General features: G+C 58.0%; 24 protein-coding genes. 16 read left to right on the top strand and 8 right to left on the bottom strand.

The features are described 5' to 3' along the window. Positions 1-10 precede the first annotated feature (10 nt). The 5 genes from carA to HNQ59_RS12180 form a co-directional block, all read right to left on the bottom strand. The gene (carA, locus tag HNQ59_RS12200) at positions 11-1,144 is read right to left on the bottom strand and encodes a glutamine-hydrolyzing carbamoyl-phosphate synthase small subunit (protein ID WP_184039637.1); all 1,134 of its coding nucleotides are present in this window, start codon (positions 1,142-1,144) and stop codon (positions 11-13) included. A gap of 167 nt (positions 1,145-1,311) precedes the next feature. Then, positions 1,312-1,776, bottom strand: a complete 465-nt coding sequence (locus tag HNQ59_RS12195) for a MarR family winged helix-turn-helix transcriptional regulator (protein ID WP_184039635.1) — start codon at positions 1,774-1,776, stop codon at positions 1,312-1,314. Between the two features lie 2 nt (positions 1,777-1,778). Continuing rightward, a complete protein-coding gene (locus HNQ59_RS12190; protein WP_184039633.1) occupies positions 1,779-2,270 on the bottom strand; it encodes a glutathione peroxidase in 492 nt (163 codons plus the stop codon). A gap of 137 nt (positions 2,271-2,407) precedes the next feature. Next, entirely contained in the window at positions 2,408-3,124 is a 717-nt protein-coding gene (locus HNQ59_RS12185; protein WP_343074258.1) for a heme ABC transporter ATP-binding protein, read from the bottom strand. Positions 3,125-3,180: 56 nt separating this feature from the next. Then, positions 3,181-4,209, bottom strand: a complete 1,029-nt coding sequence (locus tag HNQ59_RS12180) for a FecCD family ABC transporter permease (RefSeq protein WP_343074255.1) — start codon at positions 4,207-4,209, stop codon at positions 3,181-3,183. Positions 4,210-4,664: 455 nt separating this feature from the next. Here HNQ59_RS12180 and HNQ59_RS12175 point away from each other — a divergent pair, with 455 nt between their 5' ends. After that, positions 4,665-5,105 (top strand): hypothetical protein, encoded by a 441-nt coding sequence (locus tag HNQ59_RS12175; protein WP_184039629.1) that lies wholly within the window; start codon positions 4,665-4,667, stop codon positions 5,103-5,105. A 522-nt stretch (positions 5,106-5,627) separates the two neighbouring features. Here HNQ59_RS12175 and HNQ59_RS12170 read toward each other — a convergent pair. The 3 genes from HNQ59_RS12170 to HNQ59_RS12160 form a co-directional block, all read right to left on the bottom strand. Then, entirely contained in the window at positions 5,628-6,497 is an 870-nt protein-coding gene (locus HNQ59_RS12170; RefSeq protein WP_184039627.1) for a tetratricopeptide repeat protein, read from the bottom strand. Between the two features lie 98 nt (positions 6,498-6,595). Then, a complete protein-coding gene (dapB, locus tag HNQ59_RS12165) occupies positions 6,596-7,399 on the bottom strand; it encodes a 4-hydroxy-tetrahydrodipicolinate reductase (RefSeq protein ID WP_184039625.1) in 804 nt (267 codons plus the stop codon). Between the two features lie 15 nt (positions 7,400-7,414). Beyond that, a complete protein-coding gene (locus HNQ59_RS12160) occupies positions 7,415-7,846 on the bottom strand; it encodes an outer membrane protein assembly factor BamE (protein WP_184039623.1) in 432 nt (143 codons plus the stop codon). Between the two features lie 170 nt (positions 7,847-8,016). On the opposite strand from HNQ59_RS12160, the gene fur reads away from it, so the two are divergent. The 15 genes from fur (at position 8,017) to nth (ending at position 19,979) form a co-directional block, all read left to right on the top strand. After that, the gene (gene fur, locus HNQ59_RS12155; RefSeq protein ID WP_184039621.1) at positions 8,017-8,454 is read left to right on the top strand and encodes a ferric iron uptake transcriptional regulator; all 438 of its coding nucleotides are present in this window, start codon (positions 8,017-8,019) and stop codon (positions 8,452-8,454) included. A 14-nt stretch (positions 8,455-8,468) separates the two neighbouring features. After that, the gene (gene aat, locus HNQ59_RS12150; RefSeq protein WP_184039619.1) at positions 8,469-9,182 is read left to right on the top strand and encodes a leucyl/phenylalanyl-tRNA--protein transferase; all 714 of its coding nucleotides are present in this window, start codon (positions 8,469-8,471) and stop codon (positions 9,180-9,182) included. A 2-nt stretch (positions 9,183-9,184) separates the two neighbouring features. After that, positions 9,185-9,913: an arginyltransferase gene (locus tag HNQ59_RS12145; RefSeq protein WP_184039616.1), complete on the top strand. Its 729-nt coding sequence runs from the start codon at positions 9,185-9,187 to the stop codon at positions 9,911-9,913. Positions 9,914-10,012: 99 nt separating this feature from the next. Then, positions 10,013-11,035, top strand: a complete 1,023-nt coding sequence (locus HNQ59_RS12140) for a quinone-dependent dihydroorotate dehydrogenase (protein WP_246490973.1) — start codon at positions 10,013-10,015, stop codon at positions 11,033-11,035. A 25-nt stretch (positions 11,036-11,060) separates the two neighbouring features. After that, on the top strand, positions 11,061-11,831 hold the full coding sequence (locus HNQ59_RS12135; protein WP_184039613.1) for a class I SAM-dependent methyltransferase: 771 nt from the start codon (positions 11,061-11,063) through the stop codon (positions 11,829-11,831). 62 nt (positions 11,832-11,893) lie between these two features. Next, positions 11,894-12,469 (top strand): HutD/Ves family protein, encoded by a 576-nt coding sequence (locus HNQ59_RS12130; protein WP_184039610.1) that lies wholly within the window; start codon positions 11,894-11,896, stop codon positions 12,467-12,469. A gap of 96 nt (positions 12,470-12,565) precedes the next feature. After that, positions 12,566-13,153, top strand: coding sequence for an electron transport complex subunit RsxA (gene rsxA / locus HNQ59_RS12125; RefSeq protein WP_184039608.1), 588 nt, complete (start codon positions 12,566-12,568; stop codon positions 13,151-13,153). 1 nt (position 13,154) lies between these two features. Continuing rightward, complete coding sequence (gene rsxB, locus HNQ59_RS12120; RefSeq protein ID WP_184039606.1) at positions 13,155-13,730, top strand: electron transport complex subunit RsxB; 576 nt, start codon at positions 13,155-13,157, stop codon at positions 13,728-13,730. Continuing rightward, the gene (gene rsxC, locus HNQ59_RS12115) at positions 13,727-15,421 is read left to right on the top strand and encodes an electron transport complex subunit RsxC (RefSeq protein WP_184039604.1); all 1,695 of its coding nucleotides are present in this window, start codon (positions 13,727-13,729) and stop codon (positions 15,419-15,421) included. The genes rsxB and rsxC overlap by 4 nt, the downstream gene beginning before the upstream one ends. Before the next feature lie 27 nt (positions 15,422-15,448). Continuing rightward, positions 15,449-15,910 (top strand): hypothetical protein, encoded by a 462-nt coding sequence (locus HNQ59_RS12110; protein WP_184039602.1) that lies wholly within the window; start codon positions 15,449-15,451, stop codon positions 15,908-15,910. Between the two features lie 37 nt (positions 15,911-15,947). After that, positions 15,948-16,937 (top strand): RnfABCDGE type electron transport complex subunit D, encoded by a 990-nt coding sequence (locus tag HNQ59_RS12105; RefSeq protein ID WP_343074254.1) that lies wholly within the window; start codon positions 15,948-15,950, stop codon positions 16,935-16,937. Then, positions 16,934-17,584: an electron transport complex subunit RsxG gene (rsxG, locus tag HNQ59_RS12100; RefSeq protein WP_343074253.1), complete on the top strand. Its 651-nt coding sequence runs from the start codon at positions 16,934-16,936 to the stop codon at positions 17,582-17,584. Before HNQ59_RS12105 ends, rsxG begins: the two co-directional genes overlap by 4 nt. 195 nt (positions 17,585-17,779) lie before the next feature. Next, the gene (locus HNQ59_RS12095; RefSeq protein WP_184039600.1) at positions 17,780-18,568 is read left to right on the top strand and encodes a transporter substrate-binding domain-containing protein; all 789 of its coding nucleotides are present in this window, start codon (positions 17,780-17,782) and stop codon (positions 18,566-18,568) included. 77 nt (positions 18,569-18,645) lie between these two features. Then, positions 18,646-19,341 (top strand): electron transport complex subunit RsxE, encoded by a 696-nt coding sequence (rsxE, locus tag HNQ59_RS12090; RefSeq protein WP_184039599.1) that lies wholly within the window; start codon positions 18,646-18,648, stop codon positions 19,339-19,341. A gap of 5 nt (positions 19,342-19,346) precedes the next feature. Further along, positions 19,347-19,979: an endonuclease III gene (gene nth, locus HNQ59_RS12085; RefSeq protein WP_184039597.1), complete on the top strand. Its 633-nt coding sequence runs from the start codon at positions 19,347-19,349 to the stop codon at positions 19,977-19,979. Positions 19,980-19,987: the final 8 nt, after the last annotated feature.

Here is a 19,987-nt window from a genome sequence, read left to right as displayed (position 1 = left end):
GGTCCTTAGATTACTTGCGTTCAGCCATCAATTTGATGAACTTGTCGAACAGGTAGGCGACGTCATGCGGGCCGGGGCTGGCTTCCGGGTGCCCTTGGAAGCTGTAGGCCGGCTTGTCGGTCAGTGCAATGCCCTGCACGGTGCCATCGAACAACGAGCGATGCGTCACACGGACATTGGCGGGCAAGCTGGCTTCATCCACCTGAAAACCATGATTCTGGCTGGTGATCATCACCTGCTTGGTGTCAAGATCCTGTACCGGATGGTTGGCCCCGTGGTGGCCAAACTTCATCTTGCTGGTCTTGCCGCCCGCAGCAAGCCCAAGCAGCTGGTGGCCAAGGCAGATGCCGAAAATGGGCAGATTTTTGTCCAGCAATGTGCGGATTGCCTGGATGGCGTAATCGCAAGGCTCTGGGTCGCCAGGGCCATTTGACAGGAAAATTCCATCAGGCTGGTGGCGCAAGGCTTCCTCTGCTGTCGCAGTGGCCGGCAGCACAGTCAGCTTGCAGCCACGCTCTGCGAGCATGCGCAGGATGTTGTGCTTCACCCCGTAGTCAAATGCGACCACATGGAATCCGGGCGTGGACTGCTCGGTATAACCTTTGCCCAGCCGCCACTCGCGAGTGTTCCATGTATAAGATTGTTCGCAGGTCACCACCTTGGCCAGATCCTGCCCTGCCATGGAGCCAAAGCTCTTGGCCAACTCGACGGCCTTGGCTGCATCGATCTGATCGCCAGTGATGATGCAGCCTGGCTGCGCACCCTTTTCGCGCAGAATACGTGTCAATTTGCGGGTGTCGATATCGGCAATCGCCACCACATGATTGGCCTTCAGGTAGTCGGACAGGCTTTGTTCGCTACGCCAGTTGGACGCCACCAGCGGCAGATTACGGATGATCAAGCCAGATGCGAAAACCCGTCGGGATTCGGCGTCTTCCTGGTTGACCCCGACATTGCCAATGTGCGGATAGGTCAGCGTCACCAATTGCTTGTAGTAGGACGGATCGGTCAGGATTTCCTGATAGCCAGTCATGGCGGTATTGAAGACCACTTCACCGATTGTGTGGCCATCGCTACCAATGGAAACCCCGTGGAACAATGTGCCGTCGGCCAGCGCGAGCAGTGCAGACTTTGTGTGAGACACCAGCGGCTCCTGAAGTAAATGCTATACAGTCGGGCCCGAATCATGCGCAACAGGCGTGTGTCGAACCCCTCCGTAAGAAGGGCGTAACAAAACGGGATAGGCAAAGGGCCTATCCCGTGTCGTTTGCGTTGAATTTGTTGCAATTTTAACGCAGCCAGCGTATTTCTTCAATCTGCATTAGCGGTTTTCATTATTCGAATCTGCGAAATAAACGATTTCAGCGGCGTCTGGAGCGCATCGACTCCATCGAGCATCGGCCCAAACTGGCTTTGCATCTGCTGGCGCATGATGACCGCCTGTTGCCGCAACGCCCTGCCTGCTTCCGTCAGCTCGATCACTACCTGCCGTTCATCTACATCCGATCGTTGCCGAATGACATGCCCCAGCGCGGCCAGGCGCTTCAAGAGTGGCGTCAGTGTGCCGGAATCCAGCAGCAGCCGCTCACCCAGTTGTTTGACAGCCAGCCCATCTTGCTCCCACAGCACCAGCATGACCAAATACTGTGGGTAGGTCAGGCCCAACCTTTCCAGGAAAGGCTGGTAGGCCTGTACCATCAGCCGCGATGCCGCATACAACGTGAAGCACAGTTGCTGATCCAGCATCAGGCCATCGCCTGGATTGGTGGTTTGCATACTCAGCTTTGTGCCGCGAGCAATTTTTCGATATCTGAAGCCAGGTCTTCCGGTTTGGTAGTCGGGGCATATCGGTCAATCACCTTACCATTGCGATCCACCAGAAATTTGGTGAAGTTCCACTTGATTGCCTCAGAGCCCAGGATGCCGGGTGCTGATTTTTTAAGGAATTGGTAGATCGGGTGCGTGTTGTCGCCATTCACATCGATCTTGGCGAACATGGGGAAGGATACGCCGTAGTTCAGTTGGCAGAATTCCGCAATCTCACCTTCTGTGCCAGGCTCCTGCGCACCGAATTGATTGCATGGGAAGCCCAAGACGGCCAGCCCCTTGTCTACGTACTGTTCATGGAGCTTTTCCAGCCCTTCATACTGCGGCGTGAAGCCACATTTGCTGGCGGTGTTCACAATCAGCAGCACCTTGTCCTTGAATTGAGCCAGCGGGGTATCTTGGCCGGAAATGGATGGTGCCGAGAGATCATACAGTGCAGACATGTCAAAGCTCCTGAATGGTTGAAGGGAGGAAGTGCCTTCACTCTATCAAACAATTAAATTGTACACAATTTAATTTTACAAAATTCAACAATCAACCCTGGCCCAGGCTCGTGCTGGCAACCGCCCGTTCCCTTCAGTCAGTAGATGATGAAAGGACGCTTACTATGTGGATGTTCGAGCCATTCGGCTTCGATCTGATACACCTTGGCCAACCGCTCTTGCGTCAGCACATCGCAGGGTGAGCCGTGTGCAACCACGGCACCTTGATGCAACAGTAAGATATCGTCCGCGTATTGCGCAGCCAGATTCAGCTCGTGCAGCACTACGATCACACCCCAGCCCTGCTCTCTCGCCAGCTGGCGGGCCAGCTGAAGCACCTGCAGCTGGTGACTGGGGTCCAGACCGGCGGTGGGCTCATCCAACAGGAGATAACATGGCTGGCTGACAGCGCCCAGTAATTGCGCCAGGACGCGCGCCAGCTGCACGCGCCGCTGCTCGCCGCCAGACAAGGCGGTGAATGGACGCTGGGCGAACGGAACAGCGTCGGCCATGCGCAGGGCTTGCTGGACGATTTCGGCCTCGTTGGCCCTGACTTCGGGCGGGTGACAATAACAACCCATTGCCACGACCTCGTAGACTGTCAACGGAAAATCCAGCTTGGTCTGCTGGGCAAGCATGGCGCGATGTCGGGCCAACTCATCAGCGCGATAATGGGCCAGCATCCGGCCCCCCAGCCTGACCTGCCCCTGGTCAGGCCGGAGCGTGCCCGCCAGGATCGAGAGCAGTGTCGATTTGCCTGCGCCATTCGGCCCCAGCAGAGCCAGCACCCGGCCAGACGCCACCGCCACGGTCACTTGCTGCAAGACAAGCCTGCTCTGGCGACTGAAAGTAATGTGTTCCGCATGCAACATCAGCGCTGCCCTTTGATCATCAACCATAGAAAGAATGGGCCGCCGATCAGGCTGGTCAGCAGACCAATGGGCAATTCGGCTGGGGAGATGACCGTGCGCGCCACGGTATCGGCCAAGACCAGCAGAATCGCGCCAGACAAGGCCGATGCCGGTAGCAGCCAGCGGTGATTGGCCCCGAGCAACAATCGCATCAGATGCGGCACCACCAGCCCAACAAAGCCAATGGCACCACACCACGCCACCGCAACACCAACCAGCAAAGCCACGAGCAGAATCAGTCGTCGTCGGATACGGATCACGTCAAACCCAGCATGCCAAGCCTCGGCCTCACCCAGCAAAAACGCATTCAACGCTCGCCAATCACGCAGCACCCAGCCCGTCAGCACTAGGCTGGCTGGCAGCAGCCACAGCGCACCTTGCCAGGTCGCCCCACCCAGGCTGCCCAAGGACCAGAACACGATGCTACGTAATGCCTCATCGCCCGCGATATAGGTCAACGTCCCGATCAAGCTACTGTTGATGGCATTGATGGCAATACCCGCCAGCAGCAACGCCAGGCTGCCACGATGGGGTTGCAGCCTGCCGATCAACATCACCAGCCCGGTGGCAAGCAATGCACCGCCAAACGCCGCCACTGGCAATGCGTACAGCCCTGCCACACCCAGCGCGATCACGGTGGTCGCACCCAGGGCGGCACCGCTGGACACCCCCAACAAGCCGGGGTCCGCCAGTGGGTTGCGAAACATCGATTGCATCACACAACCCGCCACGGCCAATGCCACGCCACACCCAATCCCCAACGCGATACGCGGCAGTCTGATCTGCAGCAGCACGGTACGGGCCATCTTCGCCTCATCACCTGTTTGCCCAAATAACCCGGCCAGCAAGCTGGAGGGGGAAAGGCCCACCGCGCCCACCAATGCCGACACCAGCATGATCAGCAGCAAGCCACCCAGCAAGATCACCAGCCATGTCGTGGGCGCCCAGGCTGGGCGGGTAGTCGAGTTGGGTAACACTTGCTCGGTCATGGTCGATTCAACAGGAAAAACGAGGTGGACATTGTTTCATAGCCTATTGGGGGCGGGTAGTGAATGCTTGTCGCACGACAAACCATGATGAAAAACAAGAAGAGGCAATGAGTGAAATCAACGATGCGCTTAGGCTCACTGTCAGCACGGGCCAATGCAGGCATACCAGCGGATGTGGCAGCACGATGGATTGCTGGGCGTCAGCCTGTCTTATCAGTTACTCAAAGCACACTGTTTATATACATTCGATAAAAAGCATCACCATGCAACCCAAGTAAATAGGCCGATGGATCGCCACTGACATGCACTGACTTATCAATCATGCTATTAATTATAAAGAAATATCATTAATCACAAAAAATATAAATACATGTCAAACAAGTAATGAAAATTGACATGCAATCAGCATTAGCCTAGGCTTGGACTTATCTCGATTTTAATTCGCGAGCTACAACATGCCCCAATGCAAAGATGACAATAACTTCTTCAAATATTTCAAGGAAAATATGGAAGATTTGGGTTTGCCAGCCCCTGATTCTTTATTTGGAACCCAGAGCACAGCGACATCAACCATTGCGACCTTGCTTGGAATGATTGATAAATTTGGAAAGTCCGTTACTGTCATGGAAGTGATCGGAGCAGCGACAAGTCTTGAAAAATTGGCCATAGTTGGTGCTCTGTCCGCCTCATATTATGCCGGTGCGGCTGTTGGCAGCTTAGCCGTTGCGACGGGGGGCTACATGAGCTGTGGCACGTCAATTGGCGACGTGCTGTATGAAACTTTCCATCTTGGATACAACCAACCCTGGATTACCGATCATCTGATGAAGCATCCTGAAATCTATCGGCAGAACATGGGTACGCGCTATGCGTATGCAAGCAGGGCTCTGGTGTGAAAGATAGTTTACTCTTAATCGTCGCTGCAATTATTGCAGTATTGATTACCAGCATACTTTTCAAATATGCCGGACTGTACGCATTTATTTTCATCGCAGCGTCAGGGTTGGTGCTGTTTCTTGGCAGGAAATGGCGAAACAACAGTAGTAGCCGGAAGTAAAATGAAAAATCGGAACATCCCAGCTTAATGTCTATCCTATTGTATCAGTGAGTCAGATGCTACCAATCCCTGATCGCCTCTGCTCTGCCGCCACTCCCACTCATGCCACGACCTCCGCCTGCGTCAGATTCAGCAGCATGGTGCGCCATGCGGGCAGCAACGGCTGGCCTGACGTATATTTCAGTTCAACTGTGCCACAGGTTACTGCCCTCCCCGCTGCCGCACCCAGTAACATGAACGCAGCAGGTTTCTATAGAAGTACGTTTTATCCGATCACAACCTCGGATACCGACGGCGATTGCGCGTTGCTGGTTGTTAGCATAAGTCCAACAGCCCCACTCGGTACAATCACCAGCAACACTTAGCGCCCACTCAATTGCCGTAGCCGATCCAACCGCGCAGGCTCGGCGCGCACATCCGGGTCGTCTTTCAGCAGTGCGTAAGCTTTGGCGAACCAAGGGGTGGCGGCATCTGGCTGCTGCAGCGCCATCAGGTTTTCACCCAATTCTTCGTAGACATAGCCATCCGGCTGGTCAGTCGCTTCCATTTCGGCTCGCAGGATATGCATCATTGCCAGTGCTTCTTGATGGCGCTGCATGCTCCGCAACGTCCAGCCCACCATCCAGCGGCCCTCGAATTCACGCTGCTTCAGCCCTTGAGACCGCCATAACGGCAAGGCCGCCTCGAAGGCCTGCAAGGCGTGTGGGTAATCACCCATGCTGTGATAGGTCATGCCCAGGTTATGCCATAGCCTGCTTGCCCAATCCTGCGCCCGCTTTTCGCCGCTGCGCTGTGCAACCGCCAGCCCTTGGCGGCCCCATTGCAGCGAGGTTTCTCCCTGCGTGGCGATAGCCAGCATGTGTAGGGCATCGATGGCGTAGAAATCAGCCTGTGCCCGTTGCGCTGCCAGCCAGGCCTTTTCGAACTGCTCGATGGCTTGGCTACGCTCGCCCGCCGAGTTGTAGGTGCGCCCCCGTTCCAGCCAATAACGTGCCTGGGCTCGGCTACTCATCTGCTCCAGCTGCGGTACCAGCTGGTCCAATACAGCATGGGCTTCGGCAAACTGGCGACGCAGGCTGTGCGTGCGCGCCAGTTGGGTGGTCAATTCGAACCGGTACTCTGGCTGAGAGATATCCGAGCTGGCCAGCAATGCTTGAAAGCGTGTGGCCGTCTCAGCTGGCTGATTGTAATCCCACAGGCTGTCGATGTCCGGCGACGGATGGGTTGGCATAGGGCGCTCCACGCTTGCACAGGCGTTGACAAGAAACAAAACGGCCAGCACGAAGGCTGGCCGTTTGATCACATTGAAACCCACGTGGGCCAACATGCTCAGAATCCCAATACATCTTGCATGTCATACAGCCCTGCCGGGTGTTCAGCCAAAAAGCGTGCTGCCCGTACTGCACCTTGTGCAAAGGTTGCGCGGCTGGATGCCTTGTGGGTGATCTCGACCCGCTCGCCCATGGCCGCGAACACCACCGTGTGATCGCCCACTACATCGCCACCACGCAGCGTCGCAAAACCGATGGTGGAGGGGTCGCGTTCACCCGTCACCCCCTCGCGACCATAGACCGCACAATCCTTCAGATCACGCCCTAATGCCTTGGCCACCACCTCGCCCATACGCAATGCCGTGCCGGAAGGCGCGTCTACTTTATGTCGATGGTGCATTTCCACGATCTCGATGTCATAGCCGGTGTCGAGCACTTTGGCGGCCATTTCCAGCAACTTCAAGGTCAGGTTCACCCCCACACTCATATTCGGCGCGAACACGATCCCGATATCACGCCCACCCTCGGCCAGCAGCTGCTTCTGCTCATCACTGAACCCTGTGGTGCCCACCACCATGTTGACGCCAAGCTCACGGCAAACCGTCAGATGATGCAATGTCCCCTCGGGGCGGGTGAAATCGATCAAGACATCCACGCCCTGCAACGCAGTTGTCAGCTGATCCGTCACCTTCAAGGTATCTGGTGCGCCGGGTGCCAACAGTGATGCAGGGCTGCCCAACAAAGCGCTGCCGCCATGCTCCAATACCGCGGCCAGCTCACAGCCCTCCGCCTGCATCACGGTTTCGATCAAGGTGCGGCCCATGCGGCCGCCGGCGCCGGCAATGGCGATCTTCAAACTCATTTGAGACTCCCGAAATTATTGATTCGCGCGCTTGGCGTCATTCTGGGCGTTGACGGCCTCAGCAGTGCCCGCTTGCTCCAATGTCTGCTCACGTGCACTTTGTGGAGCAGGTGCGGCAATGAAGCCCTTTTGCGTCGGGAATACTTCGCCCTCGAAGCTGGTGGCCTTGTCACCCTCGAAATTCACGACATAGCGTTTTTCGACCACGACTTTGCCATCCCTAACCTCGCGATAGACATAATCCCAGCGGTTGGCGTGAAAGGGATCGACAAGCATGGGCGTGCCCAGCACATAACGCACCTGATTGCGTGTCATGCCCGGCTTGAGCTTGGCGACCATGTCCTCGGTGATGTAATTACCTTGCTGGATATCCAACTTATACGGTGTCAGCCAGCTACAGGCAGACAGCAGCAGGCTCGCGGTCAAAACGGAAAGCAGTTTTTGCATTATTGAGCGTAGGCAGTGTGAAAACGTTGACAACACCCTGACGGGTACCTGGAAAAGACTCTCTATCGGCACTCTCCGACACGATAAAAAGCATTTTCAAGGTGTCCGTTCGTCTAAACCCATGTAAAACGCTATACTATAACCCAAATTCTTCACCTCTCTATCAGCCAATGAGCAAAGCCAGCGATCTCAAGGATATCGGCCTGAAGGCCACCGCCCCACGTCTGAAAATCCTCAACCTGTTCGAGACTTCCGATCAACGACACATGACGGCAGAAGACGTCTATCGGCTGCTGATCGCCGAAGATCTGGACATCGGTCTGGCCACCGTCTACCGCGTACTGACTCAATTCGAGCAGGCCGGCTTGCTGGTCCGCCACCATTTCGAATCCGGCAAGGCCGTGTTCGAGCTGAACCAGGGCAGCCATCATGATCACCTGGTCTGCGTGAAATGTGGCAAGGTCGAGGAATTCTTCGATGCTGAAATCGAAAAACGTCAGGACGCCATCGCCAAGAAACACGGCTTCGCCATCGAATCCCACTCCATGTACCTCTATGGCCTGTGCAAGGATTGCCAGCCGGCCAAGGGTAGTAAATCCAGTTTTTGAGATGATGCACTCCCATGCTCCGCTGGTTAGGCCCTACGCTTGATTTTCCACCGCTGGAAGCGGCGTTGATCAAGCCCAATGGCCTGCTGGCCATGGGGGGCGATCTCTCTGCATCTCGTATTCTGTCTGCTTACCGGAACGGCATCTTCCCCTGGTTCAACGAGGGCGAACCCATTTTATGGTGGAGCCCCGATCCACGCATGGTCTTGTTCCCAGACGAGCTGCGCATCACCCGCTCGCTGTCGAAGACACTACGCAATAAGCCCTATGCCGTGACCGTCGATACCTGCTTTCGCGAAGTCATGACAGCCTGCGCCGCCCCGCGCGGCCCGGAGGGCGGCACATGGATCACCACTAACATGATCGATGCCTATTGCATGTTGCACAGCATGGGCTTTGCCCACTCCATCGAATGCTGGATGGACGGGGAGCTGGCAGGCGGATTGTATGGCATGGCAATTGGCAAAATGTTCTATGGTGAATCGATGTTTGCAAAACGCACGGATGCATCAAAAATTGCCTTTGTCCACCTGGTCAGACAACTGGCACGCTGGGAGTTCAGCATGATCGACTGTCAGATGCGTACCGACCACTTGGCGAGCCTGGGCGGGCGGGAAATAGCGAGAAGTGAATTCGCTGCTAGACTCAAGGTATTGGTCGAGGGCTCGCATCGCCCCGGCCCTTGGCAATTTGAACCACACAATGTGTTGATTCAGGGAGCAGAATAGGCATGAGCAAGCTGTCAGAACACGGACAATCGCTGATTCAATTCTATGTGACCGCCCCCTACCCCTGCAGCTACCTGCCCGATGAAATGGCACGATCGCAGGTGGCCATTCCGGGCGACCTGATCGACGCTCAGATCTATAGCCAGTTGGTCAGAGCGGGTTTCCGCCGCAGCGGCCTGTTCACCTACCGCCCCCAGTGCGATCGTTGCCGCGCTTGTGTGCCGGTGCGCATCCCCTCCAAGGCATTCACCCCCAACCGCACGCAGCGCCGCGTCTGGAAACGCAATCAAGGGCTGAGCGCCGAGATCCTGAAATTGGGCTATAGCGAAGAACATTACCAGCTTTATCGTCGCTATCAGGAAAGCCGTCATTCCGGCGGCGGCATGGATGAAGACAGCCGCGAGCAATACCGCAGCTTCATCCTGAAAACCCATGTCGCCAGCTTTCTGGTCGAATTCCGCGATGAACGCGGGACGCTGGTCATGGTCAGCCTGATCGACGAGCTGGAAGACGGTCTGTCTTCGGTCTACACCTTTTTTGACCCCGATCTGCAGCAGGCCAGCCTGGGCACGTTCAATATCATGTGGCAGATCCGCCTGTCCCGTAAGCTGGGGCGGCACTATCTCTACCTGGGCTACTGGATTCGCGATTGCCGTAAGATGGCATACAAGGTCAATTTCCGCCCCATCGAAGGCTTGCAGTCGGGCAGTTGGGGGCCTTTGGTGCTGTAACCCCGCTCCACATGGGGGCCCCGGAACACAACTTTGTGCGCCGCAACGTGGTGCTTCCGTTATAATTCGGCGGTTTTGCCCGTCAGATCACTTACGCCCATGATGACCACTGCTTACGCCCTTGCCCGCCCTTTTCTGTTCATGTTGGATGGCGAGAAAGCTCACCACATGACGCTCGGGGCGCTGGAAATGCTCCACACCCTGGGCTTGGCCCGTACCTTTGCCGACCATGACAAGGCGCAAACCCGAAAGGTCATGGGCATTGATTTCCCCAATGCGGTGGGGCTGGCAGCTGGCCTGGATAAGAATGGCGACCATATCGACGCACTGGGCGATCTGGGCTTTGGTTTCATCGAAATCGGCACCATCACGCCACGCCCACAGCCCGGCAATCCGAAGCCCAGGTTGTTCCGGCTGCCGCAGGCGGAAGGCATCATCAACCGTATGGGGTTCAACAATGCGGGGGTCGATGTGCTGATCGACAACGTCAAGCGTGCCAAATATAAGGGTGTACTGGGCATCAATATCGGTAAAAATTTCGACACGCCCATCGAGAATGCTGCGGATGATTATCTGATCTGCCTGCGCAAAGTGTATGGATTGGCGAGCTATGTCACTGTCAACATCTCCAGCCCCAACACCAAGAATCTGCGTCAGCTGCAGCAGAGCGATGAGCTGTCTGGCCTATTGGGCAAGCTGAAGGCGGAGCAGACCAGGTTGGCCGATGAGCAGGGCAAATATGTGCCGCTGACCGTGAAGATCGCGCCCGATCTTGATTCCCCGCAGATCGGCGTGATTGCTGACCTGTTGATCCAGCACCAGATCGATGGTGTGATCGCCACCAATACCACATTGTCACGGGCCGGTGTCGAGCAACTGCCTCATGGCAATGAACAGGGCGGGCTATCCGGCACGCCCGTGCGCACCAAGTCAACGACCGTCATCCGTGAATTGTCCAACCGCCTGGATGGCGCCCTGCCGATCATCGGCGTCGGTGGCATTTTGGAGGGAGCCCACGCCGTCGAAAAAATGCAAGCGGGCGCGAGTCTGGTCCAGGTCTACAGCGGGCTGATCTATCGTGGCCCGGAGCTGGTTGGCGAATGCATCCGCGCCATCGGTTGATACCTACCCACCGGCTGTATGCAAGATGGCTCCATCGATCGACCCACAACCCGCTCCGCCCAGCATCCTGCTACCGCTGATCAGCCACCTGCCCAGGCACCGGGATGGCCAGATCAGCGTGTTGGATATCGGCTGCGGAACTGGCCGCTACACCACGGCCTTGGCCAAACGTGGCTTTCCCGTCATCGGCGTGGATCACTCTGCGGCGATGCTCCATGCGGCTTACCGCCACTCGCCCAAGCTACCTTGGCTACGGGCTGATGTGCATGCCCTGCCCTTGGATGACCAATCGGTGGATGTGACCGTCAGCACCCTGTCCAGCCATTATTGGCGGCAGCACCCAGTCGCGTATCGCGAGTTACGGCGTGTCACGCGCGAGCGCCTGGTCGAGTTCACCAGCTGCCGTGAATACGTCGGACAGTTCTGGCTGGGTCGCTATTTCCCACAGGCAATGCAACGCACGGTGGAGCGCTTTCCGACTTTGGCACAGATCCGGGATACCTTACGCCAGGCGGGTTTCAGCCGCTTGGACATTCACCCCTGGTTTGTCCCGCGCCCAGCACAAATCGCCACGCCGATCAGTGGGTTTCTATATAGCGCCAAGTTCCAGCCCGCCCGTTATCTGGAGGACGACTTCCGCGAGGCCATTGGCACCTTTGTCAATGACATCACCGCGCTCGAACTGAGCCAAGGGCTGGCCGCGTTGTGCAAGGATCTCGATGATGGCAGCCTGATGGCGCAGATCGAGTCATTGCCAGCTGATCAACCGGATTACTTGTTTCTCGTTGCCGAATAACCAACGATGATCTTTACCCCCAGCCAGCGGGCTGATACGCCTGTTCCTCGGAGTTGTCATTCATGCAGATCCTGCTTGCCCATCAATATGCTGTTCGCCCCTGGAAAAATGGCGGGGGGCAGACGCGCGACATTATCGTATCGCCGCCTGGGGCTGATTTCGACAAACTCGACTGGCGGGCAAGCATGGCGCAGATCGAGCAGCCCGGCCCTTTTTCGGCCTTTCCTGGCCTGGATCGGTCGCTGACACTGCTTGCCGGTGAACGGCTCAACCTGCACGAACAGGATCACTGCTACACATTGACACCCCATGCGCCATCCATTGATTTCACGGGCGAAACGGTATTCGATGCCACCATTCCGGACGGCCCCGTGCTGGATTTCAACGTGATGAGCCGCCGCAACCGCTGCCAGCACCAGCTGCAACGCCGCACCCTGCACCAGACCCAGACCCTGTGCCGCACGGGTGAGGCACTGCTGGTGTTCGTTGTGGCGGGGCGTTTGGACATTGCCGACAGCGGGCTATCGTTGGGCCTGCATGACGCGCTATTGTTGACTGAAGCGGATCCGGCCCAGCTCACCGTAACCGGACACCACGCTGATGCCGCCCTGGTTTCAATCACTTATTTTCTCAAATAATCAGCATGTTGCAGCCAAACCCATCAAAGCCGATAATGACCAGGGCGAGCCAGCCTGAGTCGAAACGGCCACCAGCATGATTGCAAATCACTTGTCATGACGCTTACTCACTACCTTCTCCTGATCGTCGGCACGGTATTCGTCAACAATATCGTCATGGTCAATATTCTGGGCCTGTGTCCATTCATGGGCGTTTCCAAAAAGCTGGATACCGCCGTTAGCATGGGGCTGGCCACCACCTTTGTCCTGACCCTGGCCTCTGGCGCTTGTTATGTGTTGCATCAATATGTGCTGCTGCCATTTGGGCTGACCTATCTCCAGACCCTCAGCTTCATCGTGGTGATCGCAGGTATCGTGCAATTTGTGGAAATGGTCATTCATGCCACCAGCCCCACCTTGTATCAAGCGCTGGGGATCTACCTGCCGTTGATCACCACCAACTGCGCGGTGCTGGGCATACCGTTGTTGAACGTCCAGCAGCAATACAATTTCGTCGAGTCATTGCTGGCGGGAGCCGGCGGCGCCATCGGCTTTACCTTTACCATGGCGGCATTTGCCGCGATGCGAGAGCGGCTGGAGGGCGCAGATGTGCCCCAGGCATTCAAAGGTGTGCCCATCGCACTCTTCACCGCTGGGCTGATGAGCCTGGCATTCATGGGGTTTGCCGGATTGGTCAAGCATTGATATGGGCTCGTTATTGACAGCATTGCTGGTATTGGGTGGCATCGGCCTGGCGCTGGGGATTGTGTTGGGCTATGCCGCTGTGCGCTTCAAAGTGCAGGAAGACCCTTTGGTCGAGCAGATCGACGCTGTGCTGCCGCAGACACAATGCGGCCAGTGCGGCTTCCCAGGCTGTAAACCCTACGCCCAGGCCATTGCCGACGGTGAAGCCGACATCAATCAATGCCCGCCGGGCGGGGACGAGGGCATTCACAAACTGGCGGAATTGACGGGGCTGGACTACAAGCCGCTGAATGGCGAGCACGGCGAGACCAAGCCCAAAGCCGTTGCCCTGATCGACGAACAGACCTGTATCGGCTGTACCTTATGCATCCAGGCGTGCCCGGTGGATGCCATTGTCGGCAGTGCCAAAATGATGCATACCGTGATTGCCAGCGAATGCACCGGTTGCGAGTTGTGCATCGCCCCCTGCCCGGTTGATTGCATCAGCATGGTGGCGGAAGGTGCCAGCATCGACACCTGGAAGCCCAGCTACCCGGTCTTCTCGCTGAAACTGGTGAAGGAGCCGACCCGGACATGAGCCCACGCCTGCACCGCTTTCATGGCGGCATCCACCCACCCGAGCACAAGACGGAATCGAATGGCCCCCCCATCGCCACCTTACCGCTGCCGCCTCAATTGGTGCTACCTTTGCGCCAGCACCTGGGCAATGCCGCCGAGGCGTGCGTCCATGTGGACCAGATGGTGCTGAAAGGCCAGATCATCGCGCGCGCCGATGGCGTTGTATCCGCAGCGCTGCACGCGCCGACCTCGGGAACGGTGACGGCCATTGCAGCAAAGCCCTTACCCCACCCATCCCAACTGGCTGAGCCCTGCATTGTCATCGAGCCAGACGGGCGGGATGCCTGGCAGACACGCCAACCTTTTGATTGGCAGGCCGCTGGCCCCCGCGCCACGCGCGACCATCTCTGCGAGATGGGCGTCGTCGGCCTGGGTGGCGCGGTGTTTCCTAGTCATATCAAGCTGGGTACGCCCAGTGAGGCGGGGATCGAGACACTGATCATCAACGGCGCGGAGTGCGAGCCATACATCACCTGCGATGATCGACTGATGCGTGAACGGGCAGCGGACATCATCGGGGGGATCGAGATCATGCGCCATCTGATGCAGGCGCGGTCGGTCAAAGTCGGCATCGAGGACAACAAACCCGACGCGATTGCGGCGATGGTCGCTGCCGCTGGGGGTCGTGAGATCGAGATCGTCCCGCTCCCCACGCTCTACCCCAGCGGTGGGGCCAAGCAACTGATCCGCCTGTTGACCGGCATTGAAGTCCCAGGCGGCACGCGCGCCACCGAGCTGGGCGTACAGTGCTTCAATGTGGGCACGGCCTATGCCATCGCCCGAGCAGTGTGGCAGGGTGAGCCTCTGATCTCGCGGATCGTGACGCTGGCTGGTAATGTCCAGCGTCCGCAGAATGTCGAAGCCCTGCTTGGCACCTCGGTGGACTGGCTGATGCAATGGGCGGGGCAACGCCCTGATACGGATCGGATTCTGATGGGCGGCCCATTGATGGGCATCGAGCTACCCTCCCCCTTCGTGCCGGTGGTGAAAGCCACCAATTGCCTGTTGGCAGGCTCGCCCCGACTGCTGCCCAAGCCAGGTCCAGCCATGCCTTGTATCCGGTGTGGTGAGTGCGCTCAGGTCTGCCCGGCGGAATTGCAGCCACAAGATCTGTACTGGTTCGCCAAAGCCCAGCAGCTTGGGAAGGCGCAGGAATGGCACCTGTTCGACTGCATCGAGTGCGGGGCCTGCAGTTACGTCTGCCCCAGCCAGATTCCGCTGGTGCAGTTTTACCAGGCCGCCAAGGCCGACATCTGGGACGCCGAACGCAAAAAGCGGGCTGCTGATCAGGCACGCCTGCGGCATGAGTTCCGGGCCGAGCGGCTGGCGCGTGACAAAGCCGAGCGAGCCGCCAAGCTGGCATCCAAAGCCATCGAAGCTCAGAAAGCGGCCACCGCAGCCAAGGCTGAGGCGGCCACCAATCCGGAAGCCGCACAGGCACTGGCAGACAAACAGGCTATCATTCAGGCTGCATTGGCCAGGGCACAAGCCCAACGCCAAGCCGCCGACACGCCTGCCAACCCGACGCCTGCCGATACCCCGGCACCCGCAGTCGATGGCAAGCAGGCACTGATTCAGGCCGCCATGGCCAGGGCCGCCGCCAAACGTGCCGCACAGGCCACCCCGGACAACCCGCCCCAAGTTGATTGATGTGGGGCAGCAGCAGGAAGTAAAGTCATGACGAACCGACACCAAATGACATCAAGCACAGCCGGGCTATGGGGGCTGGCGCTCATGGGGCTCATGTCAGCTGCGCAGGCTAATGACCCAACTCAATACGCCACGGCGGGGGTCTGGCTGGGTGCCCCGCTGGGCGCCAGCCTGGAGGCAGGTGCCGCGCTGCCGTTGACCGACCCGGACACCAGCCTGATCGCTGGCGGCGAGCTGGGTACCGGCGGCCACAAATACATGGTGGGCATGCGCTTCATCGCCAAAGGCCATGATGCGGTATGGGGCGCATTGCGCTATGCCCAATGGCATGCCAATGACCAAGCCTGGGGGCTGAAGAAACAAGCCATTTACCGGGGCCTGGAGGCTCAGTTCCTGATCTTCAAAGCATCGTTGATGTTCCCAGATCGGTCAGCCCGCCGACGCGGCGCAGACCCGATGTTTGGGCTGGCCGTCGGGTTCGGTATCTGACCTCATCTGTTACTGCATCTTCACGCTGACATCCATCGTGCTCAACACTTTCACGCCCTTACAACGCATCATGTTCAAGGTGATGCTGGCGCTCGTGCCCGGCATCGCCGCTCATGCCTTTGCATTCGGCCCCGCCATCTTGCTGCAACTGACCTGGTGCAGCCTGGTGGCGATTGGCTTAGAGGCCATCATGCTGGCATGGCGCAACATGCCTCTGAAACCCTTCCTCACTGATGGCTCGGCCCTGCTGACCGCTTGGCTGTTCGCATTGAGCCTGCCACCCAATGCACCCTGGTGGCTTTCGATGGTTGGCCTCTTTTTCGCCATCGTGGTCACCAAACAGCTCTATGGTGGGCTGGGGAACAATCTGTTCAACCCGGCCATGGTGGGCTTCGCGGTGTGCATGGTGTCGTTTCCTGCACAGATGTCACAATGGCTCTCCCCACTGGCGTTACAGACCCATGCCAGCGGCGATGTCACCCTGCTGCATATGCTATGGCATCCTGCCGGCCTGGATGGCATGACCAGCGCCACCCCATTGGATCATATGAAAACCAGCCTGCATGGCGGGCTGGAGATGGCCAAGGCATTGCCAGCGGCCACGCTGCAACAAGGCTGGCCCTGGATCAGCCTGGGTTATCTGGTGGGCGGGGCATGGCTGATACACCAACGTGTCATCAGCTGGCATATCCCGGTTGCCGTGCTGGGCGGCTTTTGCACGCTGGCCAGCCTGTTGTGGCTGGGTGATAGCAGCCGATTCGCCCCACCTTGGTTCCACCTGCAATTCGGTGCCGTTGTGCTGGGCGCCTTTTTCATTGCCACCGACCCGGTCAGCGCCCCGAGCACCCGCAAAGGTAAGCTGATCTTTGCCGGGCTGATCGGGCTATTGAGCTACTTGATCCGCGTATTCGGCGGCTACCCGGATGGCGTGGCCTTTGCTGTCCTATTGATGAATCTGTGCGCCCCCTTGTTGGATCATTACACACAGCCCGCTGTATTCGGCCACAGATCACGAGGCCAGACGTGAACATCACCCAGCGCTCGATGCAGCGCGCAGGCTTGGTATTGCTGCTGTTTTCTTTGCTGGCCGGTGGTTTGCTGGCCACCACACACCTGGTCACCCGGCCCATCATCGAGGCCGGTGAACGCGAGGCACTGCTCGCCCAGATCAGCCAAGTGCTCCCCAAAGGCATATACGACAACGACCTGCTCAGCGCTGCCAGGCCGCTGTCGGCGGCTGAAAACACCGCGCTGAACAATGACCACCCCACCCATCGCTATCTTGCCACCTGGCAGGGTAAACCCAGCGCAGTGGTGATGGAGGCAACCGCGCCCGATGGCTATGCAGGGCGTATCTCCTTGTTGATCGGCATCCTGGCGGATGGCACCGTCAGCGGGGTCCGGGTATTGAGGCACAAGGAAACACCCGGCCTGGGTGATTACATTCAACTCGGCAAGGCCTACATCAGCCAAGGCCGCCGTCAAACCGATTGGGTACGGCAGCTCGACAGCCAGCCCCCCCAACCGGTCGCCACCTGGGCAGTCCGCAAAGCGGGCGGCAAGTTTGACTATATGGCAGGCGCCACCATCAGCCCCCGTGCCGTTCTGAAAGCAGTCGGCGCCGCACAGCAATACGCCATCACCCATCGGGCAGCCCTGTTTCGGGCGGAATGACAAGCGGCTGTTTTTTACCATTCAGCCCTATTCGACAATACATTACCTATTCCGCATAAGATAAGGATTTCACCACTGTCAGCACACATTTCATTGGGATAATGTATTGCCCATTTCAGGCATCACCTTCTATACCAATTAAGTAAGGCTTCCCATCGGCACCACAGCAAGTACAGTCGATAAAAAGGATATCCCATGAAAAACCAATTGTGCATACTCTCCACATTGCTGCTGATCACCGCTACCGCCCATGCGGATGCATTGGATGACATCAAGCAGAAAGGCACCTTGCTGGTGGGCGTGTCCTACGAATCCCCCCCTTTTGGCCAGCTGGACCCCAAAAAACAGACCGTTTCCGGCTATGACATCGACTTTGCAGACGGCATCGCCAGAAAGCTGGGTGTCAAGCTGGTCGTCAAGCCGATCCCGCTGGCTGACCGCCTGACCGTGCTGCAAAATCGACAGGTCGATATGGTCGCCGCGACCTTTACCAAGAATGTCGAACGTGAACGAGTCGTGGATTTCAGTTTTGGTTACTTCATCACCGGCCAGAAATTTGTGGTGAAAAAAGGGCTCGTCAGCAATATCAATCAGCTGGCCAACGCAAACATCGCCCTGGTCAAGGGCACCACCAGCGAGACCCAGTTACGTAAAGAGCTGCCCAAAGCCCAAGTCGTTGCGGTCAGCACCGAGCCCGAGATGTTCAAGCTGCTCAGCGAGGGCAAGGTGGATGCCGTCACCAATGACGAACCCAATCTGGCCGTCATGCTGGCCCGCATGCCCAATAAGGCGCAATTCGAAATCCCGCAACTGGCCATTTCGTTCGAAGCCTACGGCATGGCCGTCCGGAAAGGCGAAAAACGCTTGTTGAAAGCAATCAATGACGGCCTGGTCGAGATGGAGCAAAGCGGCGAAGCCACTAAGATCTTTGACCGCTGGTTCAACACCCTGCCCATCTATCGCAATTTCAAAATCCACCCTTGACGCAGGTGCGCACCGCTTGGGGGCGGTGCGCCAGCATGCAACGACCGCACCGGGCAGGTCTGCGCTAAAATAGCGCGATGAGCGACAAATCCCTTTCCGACATCTGCCAGGATGGGCTGTGGCGGCAGAACCCAGGCCTGGTGCAACTCCTGGGGCTGTGCCCGCTGCTGGCCGTCAGCACCACCGTTGTCAATGGTGCCAGCCTGGGCTTGGCCACCGCATTGGCCATGGCCACATCGAGCGCCGCAGTCAGCCTGATCCGGCACTGGGTTCCTCATGAGATCCGTATCCCGGTGTTCGTGCTGATCATTGCCGCCCTGGTCACTGTCATCCAATTGTTGATGCAAGCCTATCTCCCCGCCTTGTATTCCATACTGGGCCTGTTTGTTGCGCTGATCACCACCAACTGCATCGTCCTGGCCCGCGCCGAGGCTTTTGCCGCCAAGCACCGTGTACTGCCGTCGATGGTGGATGGGTTGATGATGGGCCTGGGACTGACGGGGGTACTGATGGTGCTGGGTGGGCTACGCGAGCTGTTGGGGCAAGGCACGCTGTTTGCTGGCATGGACCTGATCGTAGGCACCGAGCTGGGCCAACGCTGGATGTGGCGGGTGCTGCCAGATGCCTATCCGGGCTTTCTGCTGGCCATGCTACCACCAGGCGCCTTCATGGGCTTAGGTCTGATCATCGCGGCCCGCAATGCGTGGATGGCCAGATCCACCCACCAGCCAGACAGCCAAGTACCGGCCACCTCACCATCCACCCAAGCCTGACCGACATGAATGCAGCCAAACGCCGCGAGATCTTTGAACGCCTGCGTGAGCAGAACCCACATCCCACCACCGAGCTGGAATACACCACACCATTCGAGTTGTTGACTGCTGTCCTGTTGTCCGCGCAGGCCACCGATGTCGGCGTCAACAAAGCCACCCGCAGGCTGTTCCCAGTCGCCAACACACCTGCTGCGATACTGGCTCTCGGGCAGGCGCAGCTGGAAAGCTACATCAACAGCATCGGCCTGTATCGCAGCAAAGCGAAAAACCTGTTGGCCACCTGCCAGATCCTGCTTGCACAACACGGTGGCGAAGTCCCCCGCACCCGCGAGGCGCTGGAGGCCTTACCCGGCGTGGGTCGCAAGACAGCCAATGTGGTGCTGAATACGGCTTTCGGTGAGCCGACCATCGCAGTCGATACCCACATCTTCCGCATCTCGAACCGGATCGGCCTGGCACCCGGCAAAAATGTCGAGGAAGTCGAGCAAAAGCTGCTGAAAGTCGTCCCGACCGACTTCAAGCAAGACGCCCATCACTGGCTGATCCTGCATGGGCGTTATGTCTGCAAGGCGCGCAAGCCAGCATGCGAGCAATGCGTCATCCTCGACCTGTGCGAATTCAAGAGCAAGGCGATCTAGGCCCTGAC

Source organism: Chitinivorax tropicus, from assembly GCF_014202905.1.
Classification (GTDB): domain Bacteria; phylum Pseudomonadota; class Gammaproteobacteria; order Burkholderiales; family SCOH01; genus Chitinivorax; species Chitinivorax tropicus.
This window is presented reverse-complemented; position numbering and strand designations above follow the sequence as displayed.

Bases quoted from the DNA above. Each gene is read 5' to 3' on its own strand.
- HNQ59_RS12195 (WP_184039635.1), bottom strand. From the start codon at position 1,776: ATGCAAACCACCAATCCAGGCGATGGCCTGATGCTGGATCAGCAACTG.
- HNQ59_RS12190 (WP_184039633.1), bottom strand. From the start codon at position 2,270: ATGTCTGCACTGTATGATCTCTCGGCACCATCCATTTCCGGCCAAGAT.
- HNQ59_RS12180 (WP_343074255.1), bottom strand. From the start codon at position 4,209: ATGACCGAGCAAGTGTTACCCAACTCGACTACCCGCCCAGCCTGGGCG.
- HNQ59_RS12175 (WP_184039629.1), top strand. From the start codon at position 4,665: ATGCCCCAATGCAAAGATGACAATAACTTCTTCAAATATTTCAAGGAA.
- HNQ59_RS12170 (WP_184039627.1), bottom strand. From the start codon at position 6,497: ATGCCAACCCATCCGTCGCCGGACATCGACAGCCTGTGGGATTACAAT.
- dapB (WP_184039625.1), bottom strand. From the start codon at position 7,399: ATGAGTTTGAAGATCGCCATTGCCGGCGCCGGCGGCCGCATGGGCCGC.
- HNQ59_RS12160 (WP_184039623.1), bottom strand. From the start codon at position 7,846: ATGCAAAAACTGCTTTCCGTTTTGACCGCGAGCCTGCTGCTGTCTGCC.
- fur (WP_184039621.1), top strand. From the start codon at position 8,017: ATGAGCAAAGCCAGCGATCTCAAGGATATCGGCCTGAAGGCCACCGCC.
- aat (WP_184039619.1), top strand. From the start codon at position 8,469: ATGCTCCGCTGGTTAGGCCCTACGCTTGATTTTCCACCGCTGGAAGCG.
- HNQ59_RS12145 (WP_184039616.1), top strand. From the start codon at position 9,185: ATGAGCAAGCTGTCAGAACACGGACAATCGCTGATTCAATTCTATGTG.
- HNQ59_RS12140 (WP_246490973.1), top strand. From the start codon at position 10,013: ATGATGACCACTGCTTACGCCCTTGCCCGCCCTTTTCTGTTCATGTTG.
- HNQ59_RS12135 (WP_184039613.1), top strand. From the start codon at position 11,061: ATGGCTCCATCGATCGACCCACAACCCGCTCCGCCCAGCATCCTGCTA.
- HNQ59_RS12130 (WP_184039610.1), top strand. From the start codon at position 11,894: ATGCAGATCCTGCTTGCCCATCAATATGCTGTTCGCCCCTGGAAAAAT.
- rsxA (WP_184039608.1), top strand. From the start codon at position 12,566: ATGACGCTTACTCACTACCTTCTCCTGATCGTCGGCACGGTATTCGTC.
- rsxB (WP_184039606.1), top strand. From the start codon at position 13,155: ATGGGCTCGTTATTGACAGCATTGCTGGTATTGGGTGGCATCGGCCTG.
- rsxC (WP_184039604.1), top strand. From the start codon at position 13,727: ATGAGCCCACGCCTGCACCGCTTTCATGGCGGCATCCACCCACCCGAG.
- HNQ59_RS12110 (WP_184039602.1), top strand. From the start codon at position 15,449: ATGACGAACCGACACCAAATGACATCAAGCACAGCCGGGCTATGGGGG.
- HNQ59_RS12095 (WP_184039600.1), top strand. From the start codon at position 17,780: ATGAAAAACCAATTGTGCATACTCTCCACATTGCTGCTGATCACCGCT.
- rsxE (WP_184039599.1), top strand. From the start codon at position 18,646: ATGAGCGACAAATCCCTTTCCGACATCTGCCAGGATGGGCTGTGGCGG.
- nth (WP_184039597.1), top strand. From the start codon at position 19,347: ATGAATGCAGCCAAACGCCGCGAGATCTTTGAACGCCTGCGTGAGCAG.